Genomic DNA, 23,963 nt, shown 5'->3' with positions numbered 1-23,963 from the left:
ACCAAAAAGGAGTCAGCATCATGCGTCATTTCATTCTGGGCTGTGTCGCCGCGGCAACACTGGGCATGAGTGCCACAACGCTGGCGGCCACGGAAATCAAGGTGGCCTACGGCAATCAGCCGGGCGAGCCGGTCGACGTGGCCGTGAAAAAGTGGGCCGAATGGGTCAAGGAGGAGAGCAACGGGGATCTGGTGCTACAGCCGTTCCCGGCCAGTCAGCTGGGCTCTGAAACCGAGGTCATGGAGCAGGCGCGCTTTGGCTCGGCGCTGATCGGCATCAACGCCTACAGCAACTTCATGGACGCCGTGCCGGATCTGAGCGTGCTGGATGCGCCCTATCTCTCCGAGACCTTCGAGGACAAGCTCAAGGTCTTTGATTCGCCATGGTTTGCCGAGCAGAACCAGAAGCTCAACGCCCAGGGCTATCGTATCGTGGTGCCCAACGTCGTCTACGGCGAGCGCCAGCTGCTGTCCAAAAATGCCGTGCAGACGCCTGATGATTTGAAGGGAGTGAAGGTGCGGGTGCAGAACTCGCCCATGTATGTCGCGGCCATTCGCGCGATGGGGGGGATTCCTACCCCGATGTCGCTGGGCGATGTCTATCCCGCGCTGGCCCAGGGCATGGTCTCCGGGGTCGAGAATCCCCCCTCGGTACTCTTTGGCGGCAAGTTTTATGAAGTGGTCAAGCAGCTCAACCTGACACGCCACATGCAGACCGTGACGCCGTTTGTGACCGGCGAGGCCTTCTGGCAGCAGCTGGATGATGAGCAGCGCCGCATTCTGACCGAGACCGGCCAGCGCTTTGCCGACTACGCAAGCGAGCTGGTGATGGCGCAAAACGACAAGGACATCGAGCGTTTGAAAGCGGCCGGTGTTCAGGTCAACGAGATCGACATTGCGCCTTTCCAGGCGCGTGCCCGCAAGGAAATCCCCGAGGCGTTTCCGCAGTGGTCACCAGGGCTTTACGAGCAGATCAGCGACATCATCAATGGCTGAGCTAGTACCGGGTGCCTGTCATTGCGGGCGCCCGGGTGCGTCTGATCACGACCATCGCATACAGGCTCCGGGTGCATGAGTGCCCCGGAGCGGGAGAGGGATGATGAAGACCGTCATGGCCGGACTGGATCGTCTGATGCATCTGGATGAGGTGATGGGCAGCCTTGCGCTTTTTGCCCTGTTTGTCATTGCACTGGCCAATGCCCTGATGCGCTATTTCCTCAATGCGCCGCTGGCCTGGGCGGAAGAAGTGCTGCAGCTGCTGCTGGTCTGGGCCACCTTTCTGGGCGCCAGTGCGCTGGTGCGCCGCAACGAGCATGTACTGATCGAGCTTTTCGGTGAGCGACTGCCCGCGCCGCTCGAGCGCTGGCGTGAGCGGATCTTTAACGTTGTCATGATCATGATTGCCGCCGGCGTCATGCTCTATTGGGGATTAAAGCTTCTGCCCTTTGCCGCCTTTCGCAGTACCCCCATGCTTCAGATCCCCTATTTCTGGGTGTATCTCGTCATTCCATTGAGTGCCGCCATGATGCTCTATCACGGTGCGCGTCGGCTGTTCACGCGATAGGAGCGAGACGCTTATGGCAGTCCTTGCTGCACTTGGCGCCCTGATGGTGCTGTTTTTCATGGGCACCCCGGTCGCCTTTGCCCTGTTTCTTTCAACGTTTTTATATTTTCTGATTGGCGCCGAACAGCCGCTGGTGCTGCTGATTCAGCGCCTGGCCGGTGGTCTTGAGTCGGTGTCACTGCTGGCCATTCCCTTTTTCATCATGGCCGGCGTGTTCATGAATTACTCGGGCATTACCACCCGGCTTTTGAACCTGGCCGAGCTTTGTACCCGCCGCTTTCATGGCGGACTGGCCCAGTCCAACGTCCTGCTGAGTACCTTCATGGGCGGGCTGTCCGGTTCCAATATTGCCGATGCCGCCATGAACGCCAAGCTGCTGGTGCCGCAGATGAACGCGCGCGGCTATCCCACCCCCTTTTCGGCGGCCATTACCGCGGCGTCCTCACTGATTACCTCGACCATTCCACCGGGGATTGCACTGATCATCTACGGCTATGTGAATAATGTTTCGATCGGGCGGCTGTTCATGGCGGGCGTGGTGCCCGGCATCGGCATGGCGCTGGCCATGATGGTGATGGTGTCGATCATATGTCGGCGTCACGGCTATCAGCCGCCGCGACGTGAACGGGTCTCGCGCCATGAATGGATCAGCGTGACCCGTGCCGGACTGATTGCGCTGGCGCTGCCGGTGCTGGTCATTGGCGGCATTCGTATCGGCGTCTTTACGCCCACCGAAGCCGGCGCCATGGCGGTGGCCTATGCGCTGATCGTGGGGGTGTTCGTCTATCGCGAGCTGCGTCCGACCACCATTGCACTGGCCACACGCGAGTCGCTGCTGTCAGCGGTGAACGTGCTGTTTATCATCTGCGTGGCGTCCGGCTTTGCCCGTTTCCTTACCTGGGAGCAGGTGCCGCAGACGATTACGACGTTCCTGTCAGCGGAGGTGGGCAGCGCCGTGGCCTTTTTGCTGCTGGCCAACGCCATCCTGCTGGTACTTGGGATGTTTCTGGAGGGCAATGCGATTCTGATCGTACTGTCGCCGCTGCTGGCCCCGGTGGCCGCACAGTTCGGTATTGATCCGGTGCACTTTGGCATCATTTTTATCTTCAATGCCGCCATAGGCACCATCACGCCACCGCTGGGCACGGTCATGTTCACCACCTGCAGCATTACGGGCGTGAAGTTGCCCGACTTCATTCGGGCGATGGTGCCTTTCTGGCTGTTGCTGGTGGCCATGCTATTGCTGGTGACGTTTATTCCGGCGCTGTCGCTGGCGCTGCCGGCCATGGTGTTCTGATTACATGGTGTTGTGATCACATGTTGCTCTGAGCCGTGTGCCCCGGCATCGCCGGGCGTGATGCCTGGGCACGCCGACACCGATCAGCTCGAATGTTGTGACCAGTCGTACTCAAGCCAGTGCTTGAGCTGTGCGTCAAACGCGCCGCTTTCCCTGAGCTGACGCAGCCACTGATCGACAAAGAGCTTGAGGTCCATGTCCCTGGGCAGCAGAACGGCCTTTTCGGAAAAGTTGAACGGCTGGTCGGGATGAATGGCGCACAGCTCGGGATGGAGATTGGCCTGCAGGCGCGTCTCGATGGCATCGGTCATCATCAGATCCGCCTTGCCCTGCACAATCTGGTCGAAGATGGTGATGTTGTCCGGATGGTCGACAATCGTTGCCTTGTTCAGGTGCTCGCGCGCAAACCGCTCGTTGGTGCCGCCGGGATTGACGATGACCCGCACGCCGGGCTGGTCGATCTGCTCAAGCGTCTGATAGTCGTTTTGATGCGCGCACAGGGCAATGGGGGTTTTGCCATCGCGCTGGTAGGGCGCCGAGAACCAGGCCGCCTTCTGGCGATCAAGATTGACCGAGATACCGCTCATGGCGATGTCAAAGCGATGGTTTTGATAGTCCTGCATCAGGGTGGGCCAGCTGGTCGGCACCAGCTTGAGCTTCACCCCCAGCGCTCGGGCCAGGTCGGCGGCCAGGTCCGGATCAAGGCCGATAAAGCGATTGTCACCGGTGCGATAGCTGAAGGGCTTGTAGTCACCGGTGGTACCGACCTTGAGCGTGCCGCGCTCGATGATCCGGTCCAGTGCGGAGGGCTCGGGCGCGCCGGCGGCTTCGGCGTGCGGGGCCAGGCAGACACCCAGCATCAGGGCCAGCGCCGCAATCCACAGGATGGTGGCCACCAGCGCCGAAGAAAGACGACGCGCCGGCAGGGTGCGGGCATGGGTACGCAACAGTCGAACCATGAGATGTTCCATTGCAGAGGACATCCGGCCACAAATACCGGACAGGCAGTGTGTTATCAGACACCAGAACGTGTGTCGCCGCGGGAGGGTACGCTGATTGTGCCCTGATGGCGACCCTGCCTGGGCCAAAGGCGAATGCCTCACTTATTGCCGTGTTCAAGCGATGTATTGACGTGTTCAGAGGAGGTGACGGGCGCGGGCGAGCGTCATGTCGCGCCGGTTTTACCCGGATTCCCCGGGCGGTGGCCTGTCCGTGTATCCACAGGCATCCATCTACTACAACAGGAGAGGCGCCATGCAGGAGGTTGATATCTCACAGTGTCTGCCGAAGGACCACGAAGAGGCTGCCCTGGTCGGGCGCCTCTGGCAGGGCGATGGCCCGCGGGTGGTGGCCCTGCGCGGCGGCGAGCTTTTCGATATCACAGCGCACGTGGGGACCATGAGTGCCCTGCTGGACCGCGAGGACCGATTGACGCTGGCGCGCCATGGCGAGGGCCCATCACTGGGGCCGGTGGCACCCTGGCTGTCGCAGTCGCTGGCCCATAGCGCAACGACGCCCGACGAACACGGTGATCGACTGCTGGCCCCCTGCGATCTTCAGGTGGTGAAGGCGTGTGGGGTAACCTTTGCCGTCAGCCTGCTGGAGCGGGTCATCGAGGAGCAGGCCGCAGGCGATGCCTCGAAGGCCGGTGACATTCGTGCCCGGCTGCGTGAGCTGATCGGTCAGGATCTCTCAAAAATCGTGCCGGGCTCAGCTGCGGCCATGGCCCTGCGCGAGGCGCTCATGGCCCGCGGGCAGTGGTCACCCTATCTGGAAGTGGGGATTGGGGTGGATGCCGAGGTGTTCAGCAAGGCAGCGCCCATGTCCTCGATAGGCTTTGGCGCCAATGTGGGCATTCACTCGGCTTCGAACTGGAACAACCCGGAGCCCGAAGTGGTGCTGGCCATGGATGGAAATGGCCAGCCGCGCGGCGCAACACTGGGCAATGACGTTAATCTGCGCGATGTCGAAGGGCGCAGTGCACTGCTGCTGGGCAAGGCCAAGGACAATAACGGCGCCTGTGCCATCGGCCCGTTCATCCGCCTGTTTGATGATCGCTTTACCCTGGACACGATTCGCCAGGCGCAGGTCACGATGCGCATTGAGGGCAGCGATGACGGCTTCGTACTGGAAGGGCGCAGCGACATGCGCGAGATCAGCCGCGACCCGCTGGACCTTGTCCGCCAGACCTGCGGCAGCCACCACCAGTACCCGGATGGCTTCATGCTGTTTCTGGGCACGATGTTTTCACCGGGCAAGGATCGCGATACCCCCGGACAGGGCTTTACCCATCATGTGGGGGACCGGGTCAGCATCCACACGCCGGCGCTGGGCACGCTGGTCAATCGGGTCGATCGCAGTGAGGCCATCGCCCCCTGGCAGTTCGGCATCGGCGCCCTGATGCGCTATCTGACCGGGCAGCCGTCACAGTAGCGCCGTGTGGCCGGGCTTCCGGTGCCTTATGGCGCCGAAAGCCCTCAAGTGGTACCGAAAAGCCGGGCGTTCGATCCGCTTCGAGCACGTGTCTGCCTAGTGCAGATCCTCAAGCAGCATGGGGCTTCCCCAGCCTTCAAGGTTTGCGTTGCCCCGGTCAAAATAGCCGGCCCAGAACGTTTTGAGACGATCCATGGTGCGCTCGCTGCGATAAGCCGCCTTGTTGTCCTTCGCAATCAGTCCGGCGCCGATGACATAGACGCGTGCGCCATCCCATTCGCTTTCCAGCCCTGCCTTGTCGAGCCTTGCAAGCTCCTGATCCGGGTCGATCGTTCGAACATTACCGCGCTGGTAAAAGCTGGTGATGTCTGAATTTTCCAGCATGTCGGAGAACAGCAGCACCACCTTCTGCTCTGCTTCACTGTTGCGTATCAGCGCACTGAGGCTGGAAAGATTGCCCACAAGCTCTGTTTTGGGAATCTCGGGGCTGTCACCAAAACTTTCCTGGATCGCGTCACCCAGCCGTCGCTTGACGTAAGTGGCCTGACGCTGAAAACAGCTGTCAAAGCCATTGAGGGCCCGCTTTGAAATCGAGTAGCGCTGGTCCTGCGTCAGCTGCTTGTCGATTTGCCCCTTGAGCATCAGGCGCGAGTAATGATCCCCGGTGAATGCGGCAAACCGGACGACCTCCAGCGCATCGCCCGGGCCAATAAAGCGCAGTGTTTTTTCGATCACGGAGTGTTGAATGCGCTCATCGGCGTCAACGGTTTCATCGATGAGTACAAACAGCTCGCGTGTCGGGGCGCCCTGCTGCGGGGCATCCTTGCCCAGCGCCTGATAGCAGCTGGGGAAGTCATCTCGCGTATCGGCATGGGCGAAAAGACTTGTGCTGACAAGCCAGGCGCCTGCCAGCGCGATCAGGGTGCGTTTCATGACGACGTGCCTCCGTCATCCAGCCCCATCTCGCGACGAAGGCGTGCTTCATAGGCCGCGTCTTCTTCTTCCTGCGCCTTGAGTTCCTTTTGACGGCGCTCTTCTTCAAGGCGCTGACGTATGGCTTCTCGCCGGTCCATTGGTGTGGCCTCATCAGAAGGCGTACTGCCCTGCATGGCAGTGGTCTCTGCGGGCTGATCAATCGGCGCCCGGGTGCCGGCTGCCGGCGTTGAGGTGACCGTACTGGCGGCCATATCGCTGGCGCGGGTCTGGTGTTGATGGGCCATATCGCGAGAATCGGATTCTCGCTGCTCGCGCTCGGAGGTCTCTGCATATCTCTGAAAACTGCGATCACCGGCGTGTTTTAAAAGCTTGATGCTGTCGCTATCGGTGTTGTATTGCAGGGCACGATTAAGCATGCGCTGCTGCAGCGTCGAGAGGTGTTTCTGGGCAATATGAATGACCTGATTGCGCCGCCGGACATGGTAATTAACGTACTCATCCTTGTTGCGGAACTTGCCAATGTAGCTGCACGCCTTTGAGGATTCCTTGCCGGCAAAACCGGTGAAATAGCCGATCATCGTGCCCATGATCTGAAGAAAAACAAAGATGAAGGCCAGCACGACAAAGGTTCCCCAGCCGCCCTTGCGCTGGTGATCAATGATGCTTTGTCCGGCGTCACTGTCGGCCTCGCGTTGAATGCTGGCGAGTTCGTCGGGGAGGGCGGTATCGGAGTAGGGATCCTGATACTGGGCGCCGGCCATGCTGCTCCCCTGGGACATCTGCTGGCTGGAGAGCATTTCATCCAGTGCCTGTCCCCGAACATAGGTGGCACCGATGGCGATCGCGATAATGAAGGCCCCCGTGATGCCCGTAATGGTCCAGCCCGGTTTGACGTTGGCATTGGTCTTGAGACGATTTAGCAGCTGGCGCCACGTAGGGGCGCCGTCATCGATCTCGTTGTTGTCCAGCGTCACTCCCGAGTCAGGCATCAGGTTGCCGTCCTGACCATTGAACCAGGTGCGTACCTTGCGGACCAGATGGTTGTGATGAATCTCCTGTCCGGTCTTGTGGGTCAGATACACCAGCAGCGCTGAGATCAGAAAGGCAATCCCCAGTGCGCCCTTTTGCTGCAGGGCCTCACTGGCGCCGGGAATGGTCCAGCCCGCCAGCACGTAGGAAAACCCCATGGCTTCCACGAAGACCATGGCGGCGATCAGTACCCAGCCCAGTAGCGGCAGCTCACGGCGTCCCGTTTCCTGTGCCTTGTCCAGATAGCTCTGACACTTGACGAAAAAGGCCGGGCTGGCACGGCCACGGTCTTCAAGATGCTCCCTGAAATGGGCGCACAGCTCGCTTTCGCTGGTAAACCAGCCGGTCTGGCTGTCATGGGACTGACTGTTTTTGGAAAGCCTTGCCACCTTGCCGATGCCGGGCAGCGCGCAGTGGATTCTCAGCACCATCAGGCTGATCCGATCCCAGAAGCGATAGATGAGCAGGGCCGTCAACAGCAGCAAAACAATCGCCCCCAGAAGGATGCGATAGCTGTTGATCAGATAAAGAAGATCATTCATTGGTGTTCCCTTGAAAGGTTAGCGCTGCGGGCGAGCCGGCTGATAGGTGGCGGCCATCAGGCCGGATTCACCCTGATAAAAGAGACGGCCATCCTGCGCTCGCTCGCCGCCTGTCTTGTCAAACACGATGTCCAGGCATTGAACCGGCGACTGCTCATCAACCATGAAGGCGCGATACAGCAGCGTGTCTGCACCTTCATAGACGTTGACGTGTGTCTTCATTCTGAGATCGGCATGCGCGTGATTGGCGGCATCGTAATAGACATAGACCTGCGGCTCGGAGGCGGGTGAGTAGTCCTTCAGTACCGCGACGGGCCCCACACCGACCAGACTGTCCTGCATCTGCGTGACCAGCACACCTCCATTGAGCCCCTGCAGATAATCCGACGCCGAGTGGGAAATGGCCTTACCGCTACTCAGGGAATGGATGTCGCCACTGGGACGAAATTCATCCATATAACAGGCATGCTGCAGGCGCTCGGCCTGATCACTGGCCTGGGCGCTGGCCACGGGCGAAAGTCGTTTCAAAAGGCTGCGGTTATCCTTGAGCTGGAAGCGGCTATAAAGCCCCAGATCGGCCTGATCGATGCGCTTGCCCCCCAGCGCCAGCCCCTTGTAGGTCGGGGTTGAAGGCGTTGGGGCCGGCGAGGGTTTGACGCTGTGATCGGCACGGCTTTCGGATGCCGTCGAGCGAGGCGCTGACGTGTTCTCTGACGCGGTGGTCTTGTTCTTTGACGCAGCGGCCGGACGAGTCGATGAAGTCTGGCTGATCTGGCGGGTACGCTGCTCGACGCCTGCCTGTGACAGCGTCGACCAGGAAAGGTTGTCCAGGCTGCGCTGACTGCTGTTGGAGTATTGTGCCAGCGCCTGTTCGGACTGGATTTCAACAATCTGCACGCGTCGGTTGAGCGCTCTGCCTTCGGGCGTATCGTTACTGGCCACGGGTCTTGAAAGACCGGCGCCCTGATAATAGATCTGCCCGGCGTTGAGGCCGGCCTGCTGGAACAGGCGTGCCACGGTTTTTGCTCGTTGCTCCGACAGGCGCTGATTGAGCGTGCCGGACCCGGTCGCATCGGTGTGACCGATAATCAGCACCTTTTGCTGAGTGCCCTTGTAGGCACCGGCGACCTGGCGAAGCGTTTGCTGCGCTGCAGTGGTGAGCTGCGCCGAGCCGGAGGCGAACATGGCCTGATCGTTGATGGTCGCACTCAGGCCCCGTTCGGCCTGCCGTGATGACGTTTTTTCGGTATCGATCTGCTGATAGACCACCGCCAGATTATTGGCACGGGCCACCTCTTCAAGCGCCTTGCGCCGCTGATCGACCCACGAGCCGATGGCCCAGCCGGCCCCGGCACCGGCGGCCATGCAGGCCGCTTTTTGAACATCATTTTGATCCTGGCAGGCCAGGTAACCAATGCCTGCCCCAACGGTGGCGCCGATGGTGCGGCCGGCATAATCCGACATGGTGCTCATGGTGTCCTGCATTGAGGCGCAACCTGACAGCAGCAATGCAGGCATCAGGCTAAGCGATACGAGACGCTTGCTCATGGCCTGTTGTTCCCTTGGTGTGTTTTTTAATTGAGTTATTTCTGAATAAGCCGGCAACTCTAAGGGCAGACCGGGGGCCTTGCAAGGCAGGCGTCAGGTTTCTCCTGACCGATTATGTCAGGGCCCGGGCCTTTGAATGTTTGCCAGATACCCGCGGCAAAGAAAAACGCCGCTGCCCGATGGGGGCAGCGGCGTTTCAGAAGGGGGCAATGCGTCTTACCCCCTGACCCGGAACTCGACCTCTTCACCGCTTTCCGAGCAGCTGCCGATCTGTACCCGGAAAAGCCCCGGCTCCTGAACGCGTTCAAGCTCGGCGTTCAAAAAGCAGCGCATGTCAGGTGTCACATGGAAGGTCACCTCCCGGCACTCTCCCGGAGAAAGCCGAAGGCGCTGGAAGTCCTTGAGCTCACGCAGCGGGCGCACGACGCTGGCATGCACGTCCTGCAGGTAGAGCTGGACCACCTCGGTGCCCTCGCACGCCCCGGTGTTGGTGAGGGTGAAACTCACCTCGAGGGTGTCATCGAGCGCAATCTCCGAGCACGAGGCCTTGAGCGCGCCGTATTTAAACGTGGTGTAGGACAGTCCGAAACCGAAGGGGTAGAGCGGGGCGTTGGGGATATCCAGATACTGCGAGGCGTATTTGGGATCGACCCCCTTCGGGCGCCCGGTGTTGAAGGCGTTGTAGTAGATCGGGATCTGGCCAACGCTTGCCGGGAAGCTCATCGGCAGTTTTCCGGCGGGGTTCACGTCGCCAAACAGCACATCGGCCACGGCATTACCGGCTTCGGTGCCCGGCCACCAGGCCTCCAGAATGGCCGGCGCCATGTCATCAAGTTCGGTCAGCGCCAGTGGCCGGCCGTTGAACAGCACCGTGGCCACAGGCGTGTCACCGGCGGTTTCCAGCACCCGGCGGGCCAGTTCGAGCTGCGCGCCGGGCAGGCCGATATCGGCGCGGCTGGCGGCCTCGTCGGCGTAATCCTCGTCTTCGCCCAATGCCAGCACTACAACGTCGGCCTGACGCACCAGGTCCAGGGCGTCTTCGATGCCGTCAGTGTCGTTTTCCCCGATCTGATTGGAGGCGCCCTGCGCGTAGAGCAGGGTGGCTTCTTCTCCCAGCCGTCGGGCAATGCCTTCACGCAGGGTGATGGTGTCATCGTGGTCGCCGTTACCGCGCCAGGAGCCGAGCAGGCGCGGGGTGTTGCCCAGCGGCCCGATGATGGCCACCTTGCGGTGCCGGTCGCTCAGCGGCAGCACGCCGCCTTCGTTTTTTAGCAGCACCATCGACTCGCCTGCCTGCTGACGCGCGGCGCGGCGGTGCTCATCGGTAAGCAGGCACTGCGCTTCGCGCTCGTCATCCGCGTAGCGATATGGGTCCTCGAACAGGCCCAGCGCGGCCTTGAGCCACAGGATCCGCCGCACCGCCTCGTCGATGCGTGCTTCACCCACCTGGCCGTTTTGGACCAGATCATTCAGCGTCTTGATGAAATAGCCGGACTGCATGTCCATGTCGACACCGGCGTTGACCGATTGACGTGATGCCTCACTGGCGTCGGCAGCCACGCCGTGCTGCTCAAGCTCCATGATCGCGGTGTAGTCGGTGACCACCATGCCCTCGAAGTGCCATTCACGGCGCAGGATCTGATCGAGTAGCAGCGGGTGGCAGGTGGCCGGGATAGCGTTGAGGGTGTTGAACGCCGTCATGACGCTGGCGCAACCCTCGCTCAATGCCGCCTGAAAGGGCGGCAGATAGATCGAGCGCAGACGCCACTCGGACATGTCGACGGTGTTGTACTCGCGCCCGGCTTCCACCGCGCCGTAGGCCGCGTAGTGCTTGACGCAGGCAGCCAGCGTGTCGGTGGCGCCGGGATCACGACCCTGAATGCCGCGCACCTGGGCACGGGCGATCAGCGAGGTCAGATGCGTGTCTTCGCCGGCGCCTTCCATGACCCGGCCCCAGCGCGGGTCGCGGGCGATGTCCACCATGGGTGCGAACGTCCAGTGCACACCGGCGGCCGCGCCTTCCACGGCCATGATGCGCGCGGCCTGCTCGATGCCTGCCATGTGCCAGCTGGCCGCCTGGCCCAGCGGAATCGGGAAGATGGTGCGAAAGCCATGGATGATGTCGTACCCAAACAGCAGCGGAATGCCGAGCCGGGAGTGCTCGACAGCATGGCGTTGCAGCTCGCGAGTGAACTCGACCCCGAAGGCGTTGAAGACCGAACCGACGCGCCCGGCGCGCACATCCTCCTCGATGTCGGTATTGGCCGGGGCGCCGGTGGTGTCACGACTGCCGGCGACCTGATTCATCTGGCCGATCTTTTCTTCCAGCGTCATCTGTTCCAACAGTGCCTCTACCTGCTGGCACAGCGCCTGATAGCGTGCCGGGCTGGTGCCAAAGGGCAGCAGTGCTCTCTGGTCTGACAACATCAACGACATTTTTCCCTCCTTTAAACCGGGCGTTCGAAGTAGTGCACGTCAAAGAGCCCCTCATCATCACACCAGTGCGCGCGGGCCTGAAAACCCGCGTGGCCGGCGAGTTTCTCAAAACCCTTGCGACTGTACTTCCAGGAGTTTTCGGTGTGAATGTGCTCGCCAGCCGTCAGGGCGATGGTCTGACCGTCGAGGCTGAAGGTCTGGTCGCGCTGGCTGACCAGGTGCATCTCGATGCGCGAGGCGGCTTCGTTGTAAAAGGCCAGATGCTCGAAATCATCGGGCGATACCTCGGCGCCCAGCTCATCGCGCAGGCGGTGGATCAGGTTGAGGTTGAACGCGCGCGTCACGCCTGCGGCGTCGTTATAGGCGGCTTCCAGCCGGTCACGATCCTTGATGCGGTCCACGCCGATCAAAAGTCCGCCCCCGGGCGGCAGCTGATCGTGCACGCGCACCAGCAGTTCCATCGCCTCCCGCGGGGTGAAATTGCCAATCGAGGAGCCGGGGAAAAACACCACCGGGTGAGCATCGCCTTCAAGCGTTGGCAGGCTAAATGGTGCGGTGAAGTCGGCGCACAGGGCGTGGACCGACAGCCACGGATAGTCATTGGCCAGGCGCTGGGTGCTTTCGAGCAAAAAATCACGTGAGATATCCACACCCACATAGTGGTGAGGGCGCAGGGCATCCAGCAGCAGACGAATCTTGTGGGAGGCGCCGCTGCCCAGCTCGATCAGGTCAATATCCCGACCGACGCAGTCCGCGATGGCCGCCACCGAGCGCTCGAGAATGGCTTCTTCGGTGCGGGTCGGGTAGTACTCCGGCTGCTGGCAGATCCGGTCGAACAGCTCGGAGCCACGGTGATCATAAAAATGCTTGGGCGAGATCCAGCGCGGTGAATCGGTCAGCCCGAGGGTGAGCGCTTCCAGCAGGCTCTGCGCCTCCATGGGCTCTGCCAGTTGATCGTGAAACCATACCCGGTGACGGTTACTCGGAGACGAAAACGCAGAAGAGAGTGCCTGTGACATGACGGCCGTTCCTTTTTTCAAAAGCGCCAGAGCTCAGGGGTTCCGGATCGGGCCGCGCCCTGGGGGCGGCCCTCACAGGGTCAGACATCGCGCGCCAGGCGGATGCCGGAAAAGGCCCAGCGCGCCTGAGGCGGGAAGAAGTTGCGATAGCTGGCCCGAATATGGTTCCCCGGCGTGGCACAACAGCCGCCACGCAGCACCATCTGGCCGGACATGAACTTGCCGTTGTATTCGCCAAGGCTGCCTTCCAGCGGCGTAAAGCCCGGGTAGGGCAGAAAGGCGCTGCCGGTCCACTCCCAGGCATCACCAAACAGCTGCTGCGGGCCATCGCCGGCGCGCTCGCCCTGAGCGGCGGGTTGCAGCAGGTCGTTGTCCACAAAGTTGCCCTGAATGGGCTGATCATCTGCGGCGGTTTCCCATTCGGCCTCAGTGGGCAGGCGAGCGCCGGCCCAGCGGGCGTAGGCATCGGCCTCATAGAAGCTGACATGGCACACCGGTGCGTTGGGATCGACCGGCACCAGCCCGCCCAGGCTCATGGTGTGCCAGCGCCCGTCGACCTTCTCCCAGTATTCAGGGGCCTGCCAGCCGGTCTGATGAATCAGGTGCCAGCCATCCGACAGCCACAGTTCGGTGCGCGAGTAGCCGCCGTCCTCGATAAATTTGAGGAACTCGGCGTTGGTGACCGGGCGGTCGGCCAGCTCGAACTCGGCCACGTACTGGCGGTGACGCGGTGTTTCGCTGTCAAAGACAAAGCCTTCGCCGTCGTGTTCGCGCGCCGGTTCGGTGGGATAGTCCACCCCGATCTGGCGCACCCCGGACGCATAGCGGTGCCAGCGCGGCGCATCGGGTGACGCGGCCTGGTCGGCATGGGCCAAAAGCTGCACTCGGATGTCGTCGCGATAGACCGGATGCAGCGGGTTGCAGGAGAGGATGTGCTTGATGTCCATCACCAGCAGCTCCTGGTGCTGCTGCTCGTGATGCAGGCCGATCTCGAGGCGGTCGATGATCTCGTCGAGATGCTCGGGCGGGGGCGCGCTCAGAAGCCTTTCCATTTCGCGGTCGATATGGGCACGAAACTGATAGACCTGCGCCACCGTTGGTCGCGAAATGGTGCCGCGCAGGTTGCGCGGAAACGGCTTGCCGTGGGTTTCGTAATAGGAGTTAAAGAGAAAGTCATACGCCGGGTCAGGCGTTTGATAGTCCTTTAAATAGGGGGCAAGAATAAAAGCTTCAAAAAACCAGCTGACGTGGGCCAGATGCCATTTGGGCGGGCTGACGTCCGCCATGCTCTGGACCATGTAGTCCTCGGTTTCGAGCGGGGCGCACAGCTTTTCACTGGCACGACGCACGTGCTGGAAGCGGCGCAGCCATTCGCGGATGTGGGCGCCGTCGGCGTTTTCAAGCGGCGCGCGGGTCGTCTGGGTCATGACGTGTCCTCACGATAGGATCGCATCAAACATTGACGCATCAAGCATTGACGCATCAAACATTGAACAGGGGGCAGCCGGGTGCTGACATCGAGCACCTGGCCGCACGTCTTCTTAGCGTAGCAATGCCTTCCCCGGGTGCCCGACTCCCTGAAGGAAAATTTGTCACGGTGGGTAAGGCGGTGCGACGTCCGGTGCGCGTCTCGCGGTGCTAGACTGCGCCTTTCTCCCGCTGTCCTGCCGGTATTTGAGCGCTCATGTCCTACACCCCACGTCTGTCCGTTTCCCTTGTGTGGCTGCTGGCCTTTGGTCTGGCCGCCCTCAATCTGCGCGCGCCGATCGTGGTCATCGGCCCGGTGCTTGAGCCGATCATGGACTCCCTGAATATCGGTGCCGGCGCGGCCAGTCTGCTCACCACCGGCATGATCCTCTGCTTTGGGCTGCTCTCGCCGTTTGCACCGGCGCTGGCGGGTCGGCTGGGGCTTGATCGGGCCATTGCGGTGGCGCTGGTGGCGGTCGCCCTGGGCAGCGTGCTGCGCGGCGTCGAGCTTTTCCCGGTCATGCTGGTCGGGACACTCATTGCAGGGCTTGGCATCGCCTTTGGCAACGTCTTCATGCCGAGTCTGGTCAAGCGTGACCGCGCCGACCGGCTGGGGCAGACCATGGGGCTTTATACGGTGGTGATGGGCATCGGCGCGACGCTGGCGGCGGGCACGGCGGTGCCGCTGTTGCAGGCCAGCGGCCACTGGTCGACGCCGATTCGGCTATGGGCCGGATTTGCGATAGTGGCGGCGCTTTGCTGGCTGTGGCTGGCCTTTCGACGGCCAGTGACGCCACAGGCGGGCGGGCCGGTGCGCATGACGGCGCTGTTCAAAAGCCCGGTGGCCTGGATGCTGACCATTTTCATGGGCATGCAGTCGCTTGGTTTTTATACCCTGCAGACCTGGATGCCGTCAGTGGTCATCAGCGCCGGCGTCTCCAACACGATGGCCGGCAACATGGTGTCGCTGCTCAATCTGGTGAGCATTCCGGCCAGCTACGTGATTGCCCGCATGGCCGCACGCATGCACCACCACAGTCTGCTGGTGCTGGGCATGTGTCTGTTGATTGCCACGGGGCTTTCGGGGATTTTACTGGCGCCAACGCTGTCCCCGGCGCTGTGGGCCGTATTGCTCGGCGCCGGGCAGGGGGGCTGTTTCAGCTTCGCGCTGACGATGATCGTTTTGCGCACGCACAAGGCGCAGCACGCCGCGATGCTCTCGGGCATGTCGCAGAGCGTGGGCTATCTGCTTGCCGCCAGCGGTCCGCTGCTGTTCGGGGCGCTCAAGGGCGCGACCGGCGGCTGGGAGGCGTCGATGGGATTGTTGCTGGTGCTGCTCGGCGTTCAGACCGTGGCCGGCCTCATGGTCGGCCGACCGCGGATGGTGACGCTGCGCGGCAGTGATTAGCGACCGGGCGTGACATGCCGCCAAAGACCATGCACGACCAAAGACCAGGCGCTATCGGCGGCGAAATTGATCACGATCAAGCAGGGATGGCCCGCGCTGCGTAATGCTGACCTGACCTGATGGCGCTTTCCGGCGCCATCCATGCCACTGGAGGCTGCGCCATGTTCACCTCACTGCTCGTACCCGTGGATGGTTCGGTCCATGCCCTGAAAGCGCTCAGCATTGCGGCACAGCTGGCGTCACCGGACGCCACCCTGCATCTTTTGCATGTGCGTGAGCTGCTGCCGCATCTTCATTACGGCAGCCTGCTCAGCCTTCAGGAGGCCATTGAGGCCTCGTCTCCGGAAACCGCCGAGGCAGAGATCACCGAGATCCTCGAGCGCGCGCAGGCCCATCTTCGCGAACGCTTTGACGGTCGTATCGAAACTCATGGGCGCCACGGCGACCCGGCGCGCATCATTGCCTACGAGGCCGAGGCGCTTGAGGTCGAGGTGATTGTCATTGGCAGCCGCGGCCTGAGCGACTGGAGCGGCATGATCACGGGCAGCGTCTCCCACAAGGTCAGCCATATCGCTACCTGTATGGTCATCAGCGTGCACGATGACCCGCCCGCACTCGCCGAGCCCGACGAGAGCAACCCCTATCAGGGGCTGTAGTCGTAGACGATTGGCCAGAACGTAGGCGATTGGCCAGAACGTAGACGGCTGATCAGGGCGCAGACGATCGGGGCTCAGGCGTCTGGCGCAAGCCCCAGCTGCGCCAGACAGTCCGACAGAGAGCGCTCGCTGCGCTGCTCATACAAGGCGAACTCGTCTTCAACCGCCGCGCCCAGTGCCGCTTCAAACTCGGCCCGGCTATCGGTGGCGGCATACTGCTGCGCGCCACCCTCGCCCAGATTGGAGCGAAAGATGCCCGCGGCGCTGACCGGCAGAAAATCCTCATAGGTAATGGGGCGTGCCCGAATCACGTCCTGCTCGATCAGCGCCTCGACCAGCGCGCCCCGATCACGCGGCAGCGCCGCCACGTTGGTCACACTCGCTCCCTCGTTTGGCTGATAATCAAACCAGGCCAGCCCTTCACGGCGCAGGGTTGTCTCGTCATCGGGGAAGTCCAGAAAGGCATCACGCAGCGCTCGCTGCTGGGCTTCTCCTTCCAGACCGTGGGTGGCATCCCGAGAGGCGGCCAGCAGCTGGTCATACAGCTTGCGCCCACGCCGGGTGAGCGCGGCGCCGCGCTGCTCGATCTCGCCAAAGCGTGCCGTATGGGTGCCGCTTTCTTCGCCGCTCTTTCCACCTTCATCGGCAGGAAAGAGAATCGGCTCCTCCAGCGCCTTGAAGCTGGTCTGGCGCAAAAGAATTGGACAGTTGCGCCGCGGCGGGCCTTCGATGGTGGCTTTTGGCGTGATGCCCCATTCCGGCATGGCCTGCTGGGTGGCATCAATGTCCAGCGTGCGTGGGGTGAGATGGTTGATATGCGGCCCACGAAAGCACACCACATCGGCGATCAGCCGGTGCGCCTGGTGAAAGGCGTGGTAGGTCTCGGCATCCACCGTGGCGTGGCTGTGCCAGCGAAAGGTCTCCAGCGCCTCGATCACGAAGGCCGTGGCATCCTCATCGTTCAGGCCGCCCTCGCTGTCGAACCGATCCAGCAGGGTCAGCAGGCGATCGGTGAAGATCTGCCGGCGTTCCAGAATGGCGGCCGCGCGGGCGCGCAGGTCGTCATCCTCGATCAGTTCCAGTCGCAGCAGCGAGGTAAACACCCGAAACGGGTTGCGGGCCAGCGCCTCATCGGTCACCGGGCGAAAGGCGGTGGCGTGGACCGGCATACCGGCCGGTGCCAGGTCGTAATAGCCCACCGGCGACATGCCCATCACCGCGAATACGCGGCGCATGGTGTGAAGCTCGCCCGGCGTGCCCAGGCGAATTGCGCCGTGACGCTCGATCTCGATGCGCGCCATCTCGCTGCCGCCCCGGGTGGTCAGGGCATCTTCACCGCGGGTGTTGTGATAAAGCGTCTGGGCATTGATGTCGGCGACCAGCTTCAACAGCGTGCCGTACTGGGGCACCTCGGTGCGGTACATGTCGGACATGGCGCTGGAAAAACGGGTGCGAATATCATCACAACTGACGTGCCGGGCCATGAGGGTGCTCCGTGACGGCAATGAACGTGTGCTTGATTTAACGCCTGACGATGGTCGGGGTTCAAGCGCCGTGAGGGTGCTTGGAGCGTCCTTTAGTGTACAAGGGCGCTGATATGCTCAATCAGCCGGCCGTGATAAAGCACGCTGGCGGCCAGCGTCAGCCCCACCAGTGCGATGATCAGCGTCGTGGCGCGCATGACCCAGGTGGCCGTGACCGTCACCGGGGCAGCGCTTGTCATGGCACTTGTCGTCATGCGCAGACGCCACCCCGCCCAGCCATACATCGCGCCGGTGGCGATCAACAGGATCACCCCCGCCCAGGCAAGCATCGGCTCGTGATGGACAATCCCGCCGCGCAGCAGCAGCGCCGAGAGCAACAGCGCCACAAAGGCGGTGCGCGACCAGGCCAAGGCCGTGCGCTCGGGCTGGAGGCCAGGGTCGCGTGTGGTATTCGGCTCGGTCATGGCCTCAGCCCGAGACCAGCAGCAGGCCCAGCACCACCGCCACCGCCGTGACAAACAGCGCCAGAAGCCATAACAGCCGCGTATAGGGCAGGGCGGCATCACTGCGCATGGCGCGCTCGTTGCCGGCCCAGCGGCGATAGGCCGCCAATGAGAGCAGCGCACCGCCGAGTGAGAGCATCAATGCCAGTGCCTCCCGCGCCCAGGGTGTGGCGATATCCGGCGCGAACTGATAGATGCCCACCGCGCCGGCCATGAACGCCAGTGCGGTGCGAATCCAGGCCAGAAAAGTACGCTCGTTGGCCAGCGAAAAGCGGTAGTCCGGATGGCGGCCCTGACGCTGCCAGCGTGGTCGGAAGGCGCGTCGGCGACTATGGTCTGGAGACGGTGTGGTCATGTTCGGGGCTTTGTGATCATGGGGCATGGTAAACCGTGCGCTGACACGGACGGTCACTGTTAAAGGCGGCTGCCGGGCAGACACCCACCGCGAAATGAGTATTCATGGTAGCAGGAGACAGGCATGACCCTTTTGACACGAAGCTGTGCCCTCGGCGCGCTGATGCTGCTGGCAGGCTATCTCTTTGGCGCCGTACTGCAAAGTGACTGGGCCTTTATGCACTGGCCGCTGCCGGTGCGGCTGACGGTCATCGTGTTCGCGCTCGCTGTGGTAGCGGTGTGGCTTCTGGTGCATCTGTTCATTCGCGATCAGGACTGAGACTGATAGCCCACCATGATGATCAGCGCACCTGCCAGCGCCAGCGCACCGCCGAGATAATCGGTCAACTGCAGCGGCTGACCATCCACCAGGCGCAGCCACCCCAGCGCGGTGATGAGATAGACGCCAGCATAGGCCGCATAGATGCGCCCGCTGGCCGCCGGGTGCAGGGTGAGAAGCCACGCAAACAGCGCCAGAGAAACTGCCGCCGGCACCATCCACCAGGCGCTTTTCGCCAGCACCCACCAGCGATAGACCAGATAGCAGCCGACGATCTCGGCCAGCGCCGTCACGATAAAGAGCAGGGTAGTGATGACCGGAGACATAAGGTTCTCGGGGGCGTGAAAAAGGAGTCGCTACTCTGCCACAGGGACTGGGCAAGGCAAAAAGGGCTGGCTAGAATGAAGGCCGGGTTCGCCGGTATAGCTCAGCTGGCAGAGCAACGCATTCGTAATGCGTAGGTCGGTGGTTCGAGTCCACTTACCGGCACCCGCAGATTCTCAAAGGCCCGGCGCATATGCGCCGGGCCTTTTTTTATACGATCATTTAGCCAGATTTTAAGTCATTGAACTTGATTACTTGGTTTCGATTTTCCAGTCCCTGAACTACCAGCTTCACTGAAGGTATATGGTCGATATCATTTTGAGTGGACTGGAAAACCAATGTGATTCGTGTGGGCAAGCCTCTGGCAAGCTCAATGCCATAAGTTCTGCGGCTTTCCTTGTTGCCGATAAAAATCTTTTCAAGCTTGAGCGATCCACCATTAGGTTCAAAGAAGGTGGTATTCGAAGTAAAGCCTATTTCTCGGTCGCTATTTGTACTGGTAAGTTCAAGAGTGCAGGACGGTGTTTGAGCAATAATATTACAACTTACTAATTGCACGCGCAGCGCCTCGATCATTTCTACTCGAGCACCTGTAAATACAGGTGTATTGTTTTCAATAATGTTTTGATCGGTAAAGCCAAGTGACGGTTTTGCATATTCCTTGCCAAGAACAAAGAAGGAAAGCGCTAATGCCAGAGCAAGGATGATGCTAATAGTGCTTTTGATATAGCGATGCAGTTTCCGAGTTATAAAAGCTATAAAGAAAGCGATCATCAGAAAGCAGGCTGCGCAAAAATAGATAAAGCCTTCCCAGCTAAAGAAAAACCAATCGAGAGTGGATGGATCGGGAAACATGTAAGTGATAAAGGCCCAGCAGGCACTGAGCACAGTACCCACGACAGTTATAAGCTTGGATGGGAACCTTGATGTTTGTTGTTGAGAGCTGCTCTCGGCGTTCATGCGTGGTTGGTCGCTTTGGTTTGTTTTAAGATTGGGCCAACCATACCCCATTAGCGTTTTTGGATGAACGCATAAGAACAAATTTCGTCATAGATGCTACTTTCGTCCAGCTGCTAGGCTTTCGTTGAAGTAGCCCCATACACCTCCTTGCTCCTCGTCTCCCTACCCTTGCACGACGCCATCAGCTCCACCACCACACGTCTCTCACGGGTCCTGAGGCTGGTTTCCCTGTCCCGGTAGTGCGCGTTGGCCAGCCAGTTGAAGCTGCCGACGATCGCATATCGCTTATCCACAATCAGGCACTTTTCATGCGTGGCGCGCTGCACAATGGTCAGCCGGCCCTTGCGACTCTGCGCCCCTGTCGCCTTCAAGCTGTTCAATGCTTTAAACGCGGTGTCGGAGAGCCGATGCTGGCCGTCTCGATCACTCGCGCCATAGGCAATATGCACGTTGACGCCGCGCTCAAGCGCACTCGCCAGCAGCCCGCAAAACTGATCATTCACGACTCGGTCGGATAGCCAGCCGGAGACGATCACCAGTTCCTTTCTGGCGATCTGGAGCGCGTGGGTCAGCTCTTCGTGATGATCACGGCCCTGGATCAGGTGATGTCTGGAAGCAGTTCTTTTGGTGTTGGAGGCCGCCTTGCTGTCGGCGGTTCGAGTCTCATTGCCGGCTCGCGCTTTCTGCTTGAGGAAACACCGGGTGCCGTACCAGCTCACCCACGCCGTGAAGGTTTGTACGGCACTATAGGCGGGCCATTTGAGCATCAAAACAGACCACAGTGTGCAGCCAAGCGCGGCGAGCGCACCTGCGCTGCGATGAATCCGGGTCAGGCAGAGTACCGAGACAAAAATGATCAGCTGATAATGCAAAAACGTCATCAGGAAATGCTCAAAAAATCAGCATGTTACCTGTGCTTGTCGGGATGGGCCATGTTTGATGAAGGCTAGCGACCAATCAGTGCCCGGCTTGCTCGTTTGAGCGATGATGTAACGTCGATCACCCCGGTTTGAACACGGGCTGATGCTGCGCCATGACCGTGATGGTACGCATGGCCCAGTTTTCGACCTCCAGCCATGCCCGCTCGGTCTTGTCGTGACGCGGCATGGGCTCCATCCAGATCCGTTCGTCATTCCATTCGATGGCGCCGTGCCAGCCGCGGTTGTCCGACCGGCGGACCAACAAAATCGCGGCACTGGAGTGCCCGTAGGTGATCGCCTGCTTGTGCGTTTCGAAGGGGCGGTAGGCGGTGGTCATTGCAGCCTCACGGTGGGCAGTTCCTCCCATCGGGTCGACCAGCGCTTTGAGCGGTGGTTGCTGCGCAGCTGCCACGCGGCGTCCGGGCGCTGGACGCCTACGGTCACCGTGCCGCGACCATACTGCGCATTCAGCTGATCCAGCACCGACATCAAACGGTCGCTTTTGTCCCGTTCAACCGCAGGCTGTGGGGGCTGAAAGGCATCAAGCTGCTGACCGGTTACCTCGATCAGATCCATCAGCTGCACGCCGCACTTTTGATAGCGAATGCCGCGGTCCTTCCAGAGGCGATGCAGGGCTTTTTGTGCGGTACGCACGATTTCGAAGGTGTTGTCGGTTGGAAAGGGCAGCGCCAGCGTGATGCTGTCGTGGTCCTGCGGCAGGTGCAGCATGTGCCTGTTGGTCCTGACCGTCACCCGCAGCGCGCAGGCCAGGCTGTGCTGTCGTCGCAGTTTTTCGGCCCCGCGGGCGGCGTGGGCGCGTACGGCTTCTTCGACCTCACGGCGATCGGCCGTCATCCGGCCGAATGAGCGGCTGGTCATGATCATCTTCTTGCTGTCTTGATCGTCGTTCATGTGAATACAGCGAATGCCGGTCAGCTCCCGTACGGTGCGCTCGACCACCACGGAAAAGCGCCGGCGTATCCATTTTGGGTTGGCACGGGCAAGATCCAGCGCGGTGTGAATGTCCATCTCATACAGTCGGGTGGTCACGCGCCCGCCAATTCCCCAGACCTCGCCGACCGGCGTGCGCTCAAGCAGGGCGAGCGTGTCGGGGCTGTCCGCCGAGTCGATAACCAGCACGCCCCGGGTGGCCGTATGCTGCTTGGCGTGGCGATTGGCCAGCTTGGCCAGCGTGCGGGTGGGGGCCACGCCTACCGAGACCGGAATGCCGGTCCACTTGTAGACGATCCGCTGCATCTCCTGACAGTGGGCGGGCAGGGTGACGCGGTCAAAGCCTTCAAACCCCAGCCAGCTTTCATCGATCGAATAGGGTTCAAGATGGGGCGTGAATTCACGCAGGGTGGCCATCACCCGCGCGCTCATGTCGCCGTACAGCTCGTAGTTGCTGGAGCAGAGCACCAGCCCGCGATCAAACGCCTCGCGCGGGAGGTGATGCATCGGCGTGCCCATGGCAATGCCGAGATCCTTCGCCTCCTGTGAGCGGGCAATCACGCAGCCATCATTGTTGGACAGCACCGCCACTGGCAGGCCGTGCAGCCAGGGTCTGAATACCCGCTCACAGCTGGCATAGAAGTTGTTGCAGTCGACCAGCGCGATCAGGCCGTTCATCGCCGCACCCGACGCAGGATATCGGTGACCACACCCCAGATCTGGTACTGCGCGTCGCGCAGGGGAATGGGCGTATAGCGCGGGTTGGCCGAGTGCAGCGCCGGGGGGCAGTGCCGGCAGCGCAGTTCCTTGACGATCATCTCGCCATCCACCAGCGCGATGACGATATCGCCGTGGTCAGCATCGATCGAGCGATCCACCAGTAGCCGGTCCCCGGCATAGATCCCCGAGCCATCCGGACACTGCATCGAATCGCCATCGGCCGTGAACATGAACGTTGAGGTCGGCCGCGGGATCAACTGCTCGTTGAGATCGATGCGCCGGCCGTCATAATCCTGCGCGGGAGAGGGAAAGCCGCTGATTCCGCCGCGAACGTGGTAGATGGCCCAGGGGATGCTGCGCCGCGGCGGGTCAATCGCCAGTGGCTGCATACGGGTGACATGAAGCATGCCGGTTGCCTGCATTGGTGAAGGTTAAAGTGCTGTATACGTATACAGCATAAACGGCTGGCGGTTCCATTACGGGATAGGCGTTATTCGACCAAACGATGAGGCGAGGTAGTACCCCCATCCGGCAGGCGGCAACGTATGGAGGCCCGCCACGGCTACACTGGATACATGGGCGTAGATGCCCTGCGCAGTGGCTTGATGCATGTCACCTGTCGTCATGCTTGTCGTTCAATATCAGTGAGGATGAATCATGCGCGTGGCGTATCGAATGCCCATGCCCACCATGCTGCCCAAAGGCGAGCAGGACCTGGCCTATAACCCGGGCGCTTTCCGCTGGCAGCAGTTTTTTGCCCCAAATTCTCACCTCTCCTTTCTGGCCGAAGTCGTTCAGGATGATGACGCGATTGATCCGTGGCGGGAGGGCGACTGGCTGGTGGTCGATCAGTCGCTGTCGCTGCGTGACGGCGTGCTGGTGGTGGTGAATGCCGATGAGGCGCTGTACGTCTATCGCTATGCCCACCGCATCAATGTGCCCGTGCTGGAAGGCCTCGATGGTCAGCTGTGGACGGGGGATCTGACCAACGTGGAGATGGTGGGAATCGTGGCGCATCAGGTGCGGCCGGTGTACTGAGTCACTGACGCCTTGATCCATCACAATGGCCGCCGCCCGCGGGTTGACGGCCATCG

Annotated in this window: 24 protein-coding genes and 1 tRNA gene; 9 read left to right on the top strand and 16 right to left on the bottom strand. The window is 61.3% G+C overall.

Features of this window, described 5'->3' with window-relative positions:
* The first annotated feature begins 20 nt into the window (after window positions 1-20).
* The 3 genes from ACUN8C_RS14640 (at window position 21) to ACUN8C_RS14630 (ending at window position 2,860) form a co-directional block, all read left to right on the top strand.
* On the top strand, window positions 21-995 hold the full coding sequence (locus ACUN8C_RS14640) for a C4-dicarboxylate TRAP transporter substrate-binding protein (protein WP_445619898.1): 975 nt from the start codon (window positions 21-23) through the stop codon (window positions 993-995).
* A 100-nt stretch (window positions 996-1,095) separates the two neighbouring features.
* Window positions 1,096-1,563, top strand: a complete 468-nt coding sequence (locus ACUN8C_RS14635) for a TRAP transporter small permease (protein ID WP_445619897.1) — start codon at window positions 1,096-1,098, stop codon at window positions 1,561-1,563.
* A gap of 13 nt (window positions 1,564-1,576) precedes the next feature.
* Window positions 1,577-2,860 (top strand): TRAP transporter large permease, encoded by a 1,284-nt coding sequence (locus ACUN8C_RS14630; RefSeq protein ID WP_445619896.1) that lies wholly within the window; start codon window positions 1,577-1,579, stop codon window positions 2,858-2,860.
* An 83-nt stretch (window positions 2,861-2,943) separates the two neighbouring features.
* Here ACUN8C_RS14630 and ACUN8C_RS14625 read toward each other — a convergent pair whose 3' ends face one another.
* Window positions 2,944-3,819, bottom strand: coding sequence for a transporter substrate-binding domain-containing protein (locus ACUN8C_RS14625; protein WP_445619895.1), 876 nt, complete (start codon window positions 3,817-3,819; stop codon window positions 2,944-2,946).
* Between the two features lie 295 nt (window positions 3,820-4,114).
* Between ACUN8C_RS14625 and ACUN8C_RS14620 the strand changes: the two genes are divergently transcribed.
* The gene (locus ACUN8C_RS14620; RefSeq protein WP_445621871.1) at window positions 4,115-5,293 is read left to right on the top strand and encodes a fumarylacetoacetate hydrolase family protein; all 1,179 of its coding nucleotides are present in this window, start codon (window positions 4,115-4,117) and stop codon (window positions 5,291-5,293) included.
* 96 nt (window positions 5,294-5,389) lie between these two features.
* Here the strand turns inward: ACUN8C_RS14620 and ACUN8C_RS14615 are convergent, their stop codons facing one another.
* From ACUN8C_RS14615 to egtB, 6 genes are all read right to left on the bottom strand, one after another.
* Window positions 5,390-6,226, bottom strand: a complete 837-nt coding sequence (locus ACUN8C_RS14615) for a hypothetical protein (protein ID WP_445619894.1) — start codon at window positions 6,224-6,226, stop codon at window positions 5,390-5,392.
* Window positions 6,223-7,800, bottom strand: coding sequence for a hypothetical protein (locus tag ACUN8C_RS14610; protein WP_445619893.1), 1,578 nt, complete (start codon window positions 7,798-7,800; stop codon window positions 6,223-6,225). Before ACUN8C_RS14610 ends, ACUN8C_RS14615 begins: the two co-directional genes overlap by 4 nt.
* An 18-nt stretch (window positions 7,801-7,818) precedes the next feature.
* Entirely contained in the window at window positions 7,819-9,348 is a 1,530-nt protein-coding gene (locus ACUN8C_RS14605) for an OmpA family protein (RefSeq protein ID WP_445619892.1), read from the bottom strand.
* Between the two features lie 216 nt (window positions 9,349-9,564).
* Window positions 9,565-11,784, bottom strand: coding sequence for a beta-glucosidase BglX (bglX, locus tag ACUN8C_RS14600; protein ID WP_445619891.1), 2,220 nt, complete (start codon window positions 11,782-11,784; stop codon window positions 9,565-9,567).
* 11 nt (window positions 11,785-11,795) lie between these two features.
* Complete coding sequence (gene egtD / locus ACUN8C_RS14595; RefSeq protein WP_445619890.1) at window positions 11,796-12,803, bottom strand: L-histidine N(alpha)-methyltransferase; 1,008 nt, start codon at window positions 12,801-12,803, stop codon at window positions 11,796-11,798.
* 80 nt (window positions 12,804-12,883) lie between these two features.
* Window positions 12,884-14,230, bottom strand: a complete 1,347-nt coding sequence (gene egtB / locus ACUN8C_RS14590) for an ergothioneine biosynthesis protein EgtB (protein WP_445619889.1) — start codon at window positions 14,228-14,230, stop codon at window positions 12,884-12,886.
* Window positions 14,231-14,487: 257 nt separating this feature from the next.
* Here egtB and ACUN8C_RS14585 point away from each other — a divergent pair, with 257 nt between their 5' ends.
* Window positions 14,488-15,678, top strand: coding sequence for a CynX/NimT family MFS transporter (locus ACUN8C_RS14585; protein WP_445619888.1), 1,191 nt, complete (start codon window positions 14,488-14,490; stop codon window positions 15,676-15,678).
* 161 nt (window positions 15,679-15,839) lie between these two features.
* A complete protein-coding gene (locus ACUN8C_RS14580) occupies window positions 15,840-16,334 on the top strand; it encodes a universal stress protein (protein WP_445619887.1) in 495 nt (164 codons plus the stop codon).
* Between the two features lie 74 nt (window positions 16,335-16,408).
* On the opposite strand, the gene hglS is transcribed toward ACUN8C_RS14580, so the two are convergent.
* The 3 genes from hglS to ACUN8C_RS14565 all read right to left on the bottom strand — a co-directional run bounded on the left by hglS (window position 16,409) and on the right by ACUN8C_RS14565 (window position 18,676).
* Window positions 16,409-17,818 (bottom strand): 2-oxoadipate dioxygenase/decarboxylase HglS, encoded by a 1,410-nt coding sequence (gene hglS / locus ACUN8C_RS14575; RefSeq protein ID WP_445619886.1) that lies wholly within the window; start codon window positions 17,816-17,818, stop codon window positions 16,409-16,411.
* Window positions 17,819-17,910: 92 nt separating this feature from the next.
* On the bottom strand, window positions 17,911-18,282 hold the full coding sequence (locus ACUN8C_RS14570) for a DUF202 domain-containing protein (RefSeq protein WP_445619885.1): 372 nt from the start codon (window positions 18,280-18,282) through the stop codon (window positions 17,911-17,913).
* Window positions 18,283-18,286: 4 nt separating this feature from the next.
* Window positions 18,287-18,676, bottom strand: coding sequence for a YidH family protein (locus ACUN8C_RS14565; protein ID WP_445619884.1), 390 nt, complete (start codon window positions 18,674-18,676; stop codon window positions 18,287-18,289).
* A gap of 123 nt (window positions 18,677-18,799) precedes the next feature.
* On the opposite strand from ACUN8C_RS14565, the gene ACUN8C_RS14560 reads away from it, so the two are divergent.
* Entirely contained in the window at window positions 18,800-18,994 is a 195-nt protein-coding gene (locus ACUN8C_RS14560) for a hypothetical protein (protein ID WP_445619883.1), read from the top strand.
* Here ACUN8C_RS14560 and ACUN8C_RS14555 read toward each other — a convergent pair.
* Complete coding sequence (locus tag ACUN8C_RS14555; RefSeq protein WP_445619882.1) at window positions 18,985-19,320, bottom strand: YnfA family protein; 336 nt, start codon at window positions 19,318-19,320, stop codon at window positions 18,985-18,987. The two genes, ACUN8C_RS14560 and ACUN8C_RS14555, sit on opposite strands and share 10 nt — an antisense overlap.
* 90 nt (window positions 19,321-19,410) lie before the next feature.
* Here ACUN8C_RS14555 and ACUN8C_RS14550 point away from each other — a divergent pair.
* Window positions 19,411-19,483, top strand: a tRNA-Thr gene (locus ACUN8C_RS14550).
* Window positions 19,484-19,540: 57 nt separating this feature from the next.
* Here ACUN8C_RS14550 and ACUN8C_RS14545 read toward each other — a convergent pair.
* The 5 genes from ACUN8C_RS14545 to ACUN8C_RS14525 form a co-directional block, all read right to left on the bottom strand.
* A complete protein-coding gene (locus tag ACUN8C_RS14545) occupies window positions 19,541-20,278 on the bottom strand; it encodes a hypothetical protein (protein ID WP_445619881.1) in 738 nt (245 codons plus the stop codon).
* Window positions 20,279-20,391: 113 nt separating this feature from the next.
* Window positions 20,392-21,150 carry a phospholipase D-like domain-containing protein gene (locus tag ACUN8C_RS14540; RefSeq protein WP_445619880.1) on the bottom strand — a complete coding sequence of 253 codons (759 nt, stop codon included), beginning with the start codon at window positions 21,148-21,150 and terminating at the stop codon, window positions 20,392-20,394.
* A gap of 127 nt (window positions 21,151-21,277) precedes the next feature.
* On the bottom strand, window positions 21,278-21,535 hold the full coding sequence (locus ACUN8C_RS14535; RefSeq protein WP_445619879.1) for a hypothetical protein: 258 nt from the start codon (window positions 21,533-21,535) through the stop codon (window positions 21,278-21,280).
* Window positions 21,532-22,827: a Y-family DNA polymerase gene (locus ACUN8C_RS14530; RefSeq protein ID WP_445619878.1), complete on the bottom strand. Its 1,296-nt coding sequence runs from the start codon at window positions 22,825-22,827 to the stop codon at window positions 21,532-21,534. The genes ACUN8C_RS14535 and ACUN8C_RS14530 overlap by 4 nt, the downstream gene beginning before the upstream one ends.
* The gene (locus ACUN8C_RS14525; RefSeq protein WP_445619877.1) at window positions 22,824-23,276 is read right to left on the bottom strand and encodes a LexA family protein; all 453 of its coding nucleotides are present in this window, start codon (window positions 23,274-23,276) and stop codon (window positions 22,824-22,826) included. The genes ACUN8C_RS14530 and ACUN8C_RS14525 overlap by 4 nt, the downstream gene beginning before the upstream one ends.
* 250 nt (window positions 23,277-23,526) lie before the next feature.
* Between ACUN8C_RS14525 and ACUN8C_RS14520 the strand changes: the two genes are divergently transcribed.
* The gene (locus tag ACUN8C_RS14520) at window positions 23,527-23,907 is read left to right on the top strand and encodes a S24 family peptidase (RefSeq protein WP_445619876.1); all 381 of its coding nucleotides are present in this window, start codon (window positions 23,527-23,529) and stop codon (window positions 23,905-23,907) included.
* Window positions 23,908-23,963 lie beyond the last annotated feature (56 nt).

This window comes from Kushneria sp. Sum13 (assembly GCF_052692355.1).
Note: the sequence above shows the minus strand (reverse complement) of the source record. Positions and strands in the feature narration are given on the sequence as shown.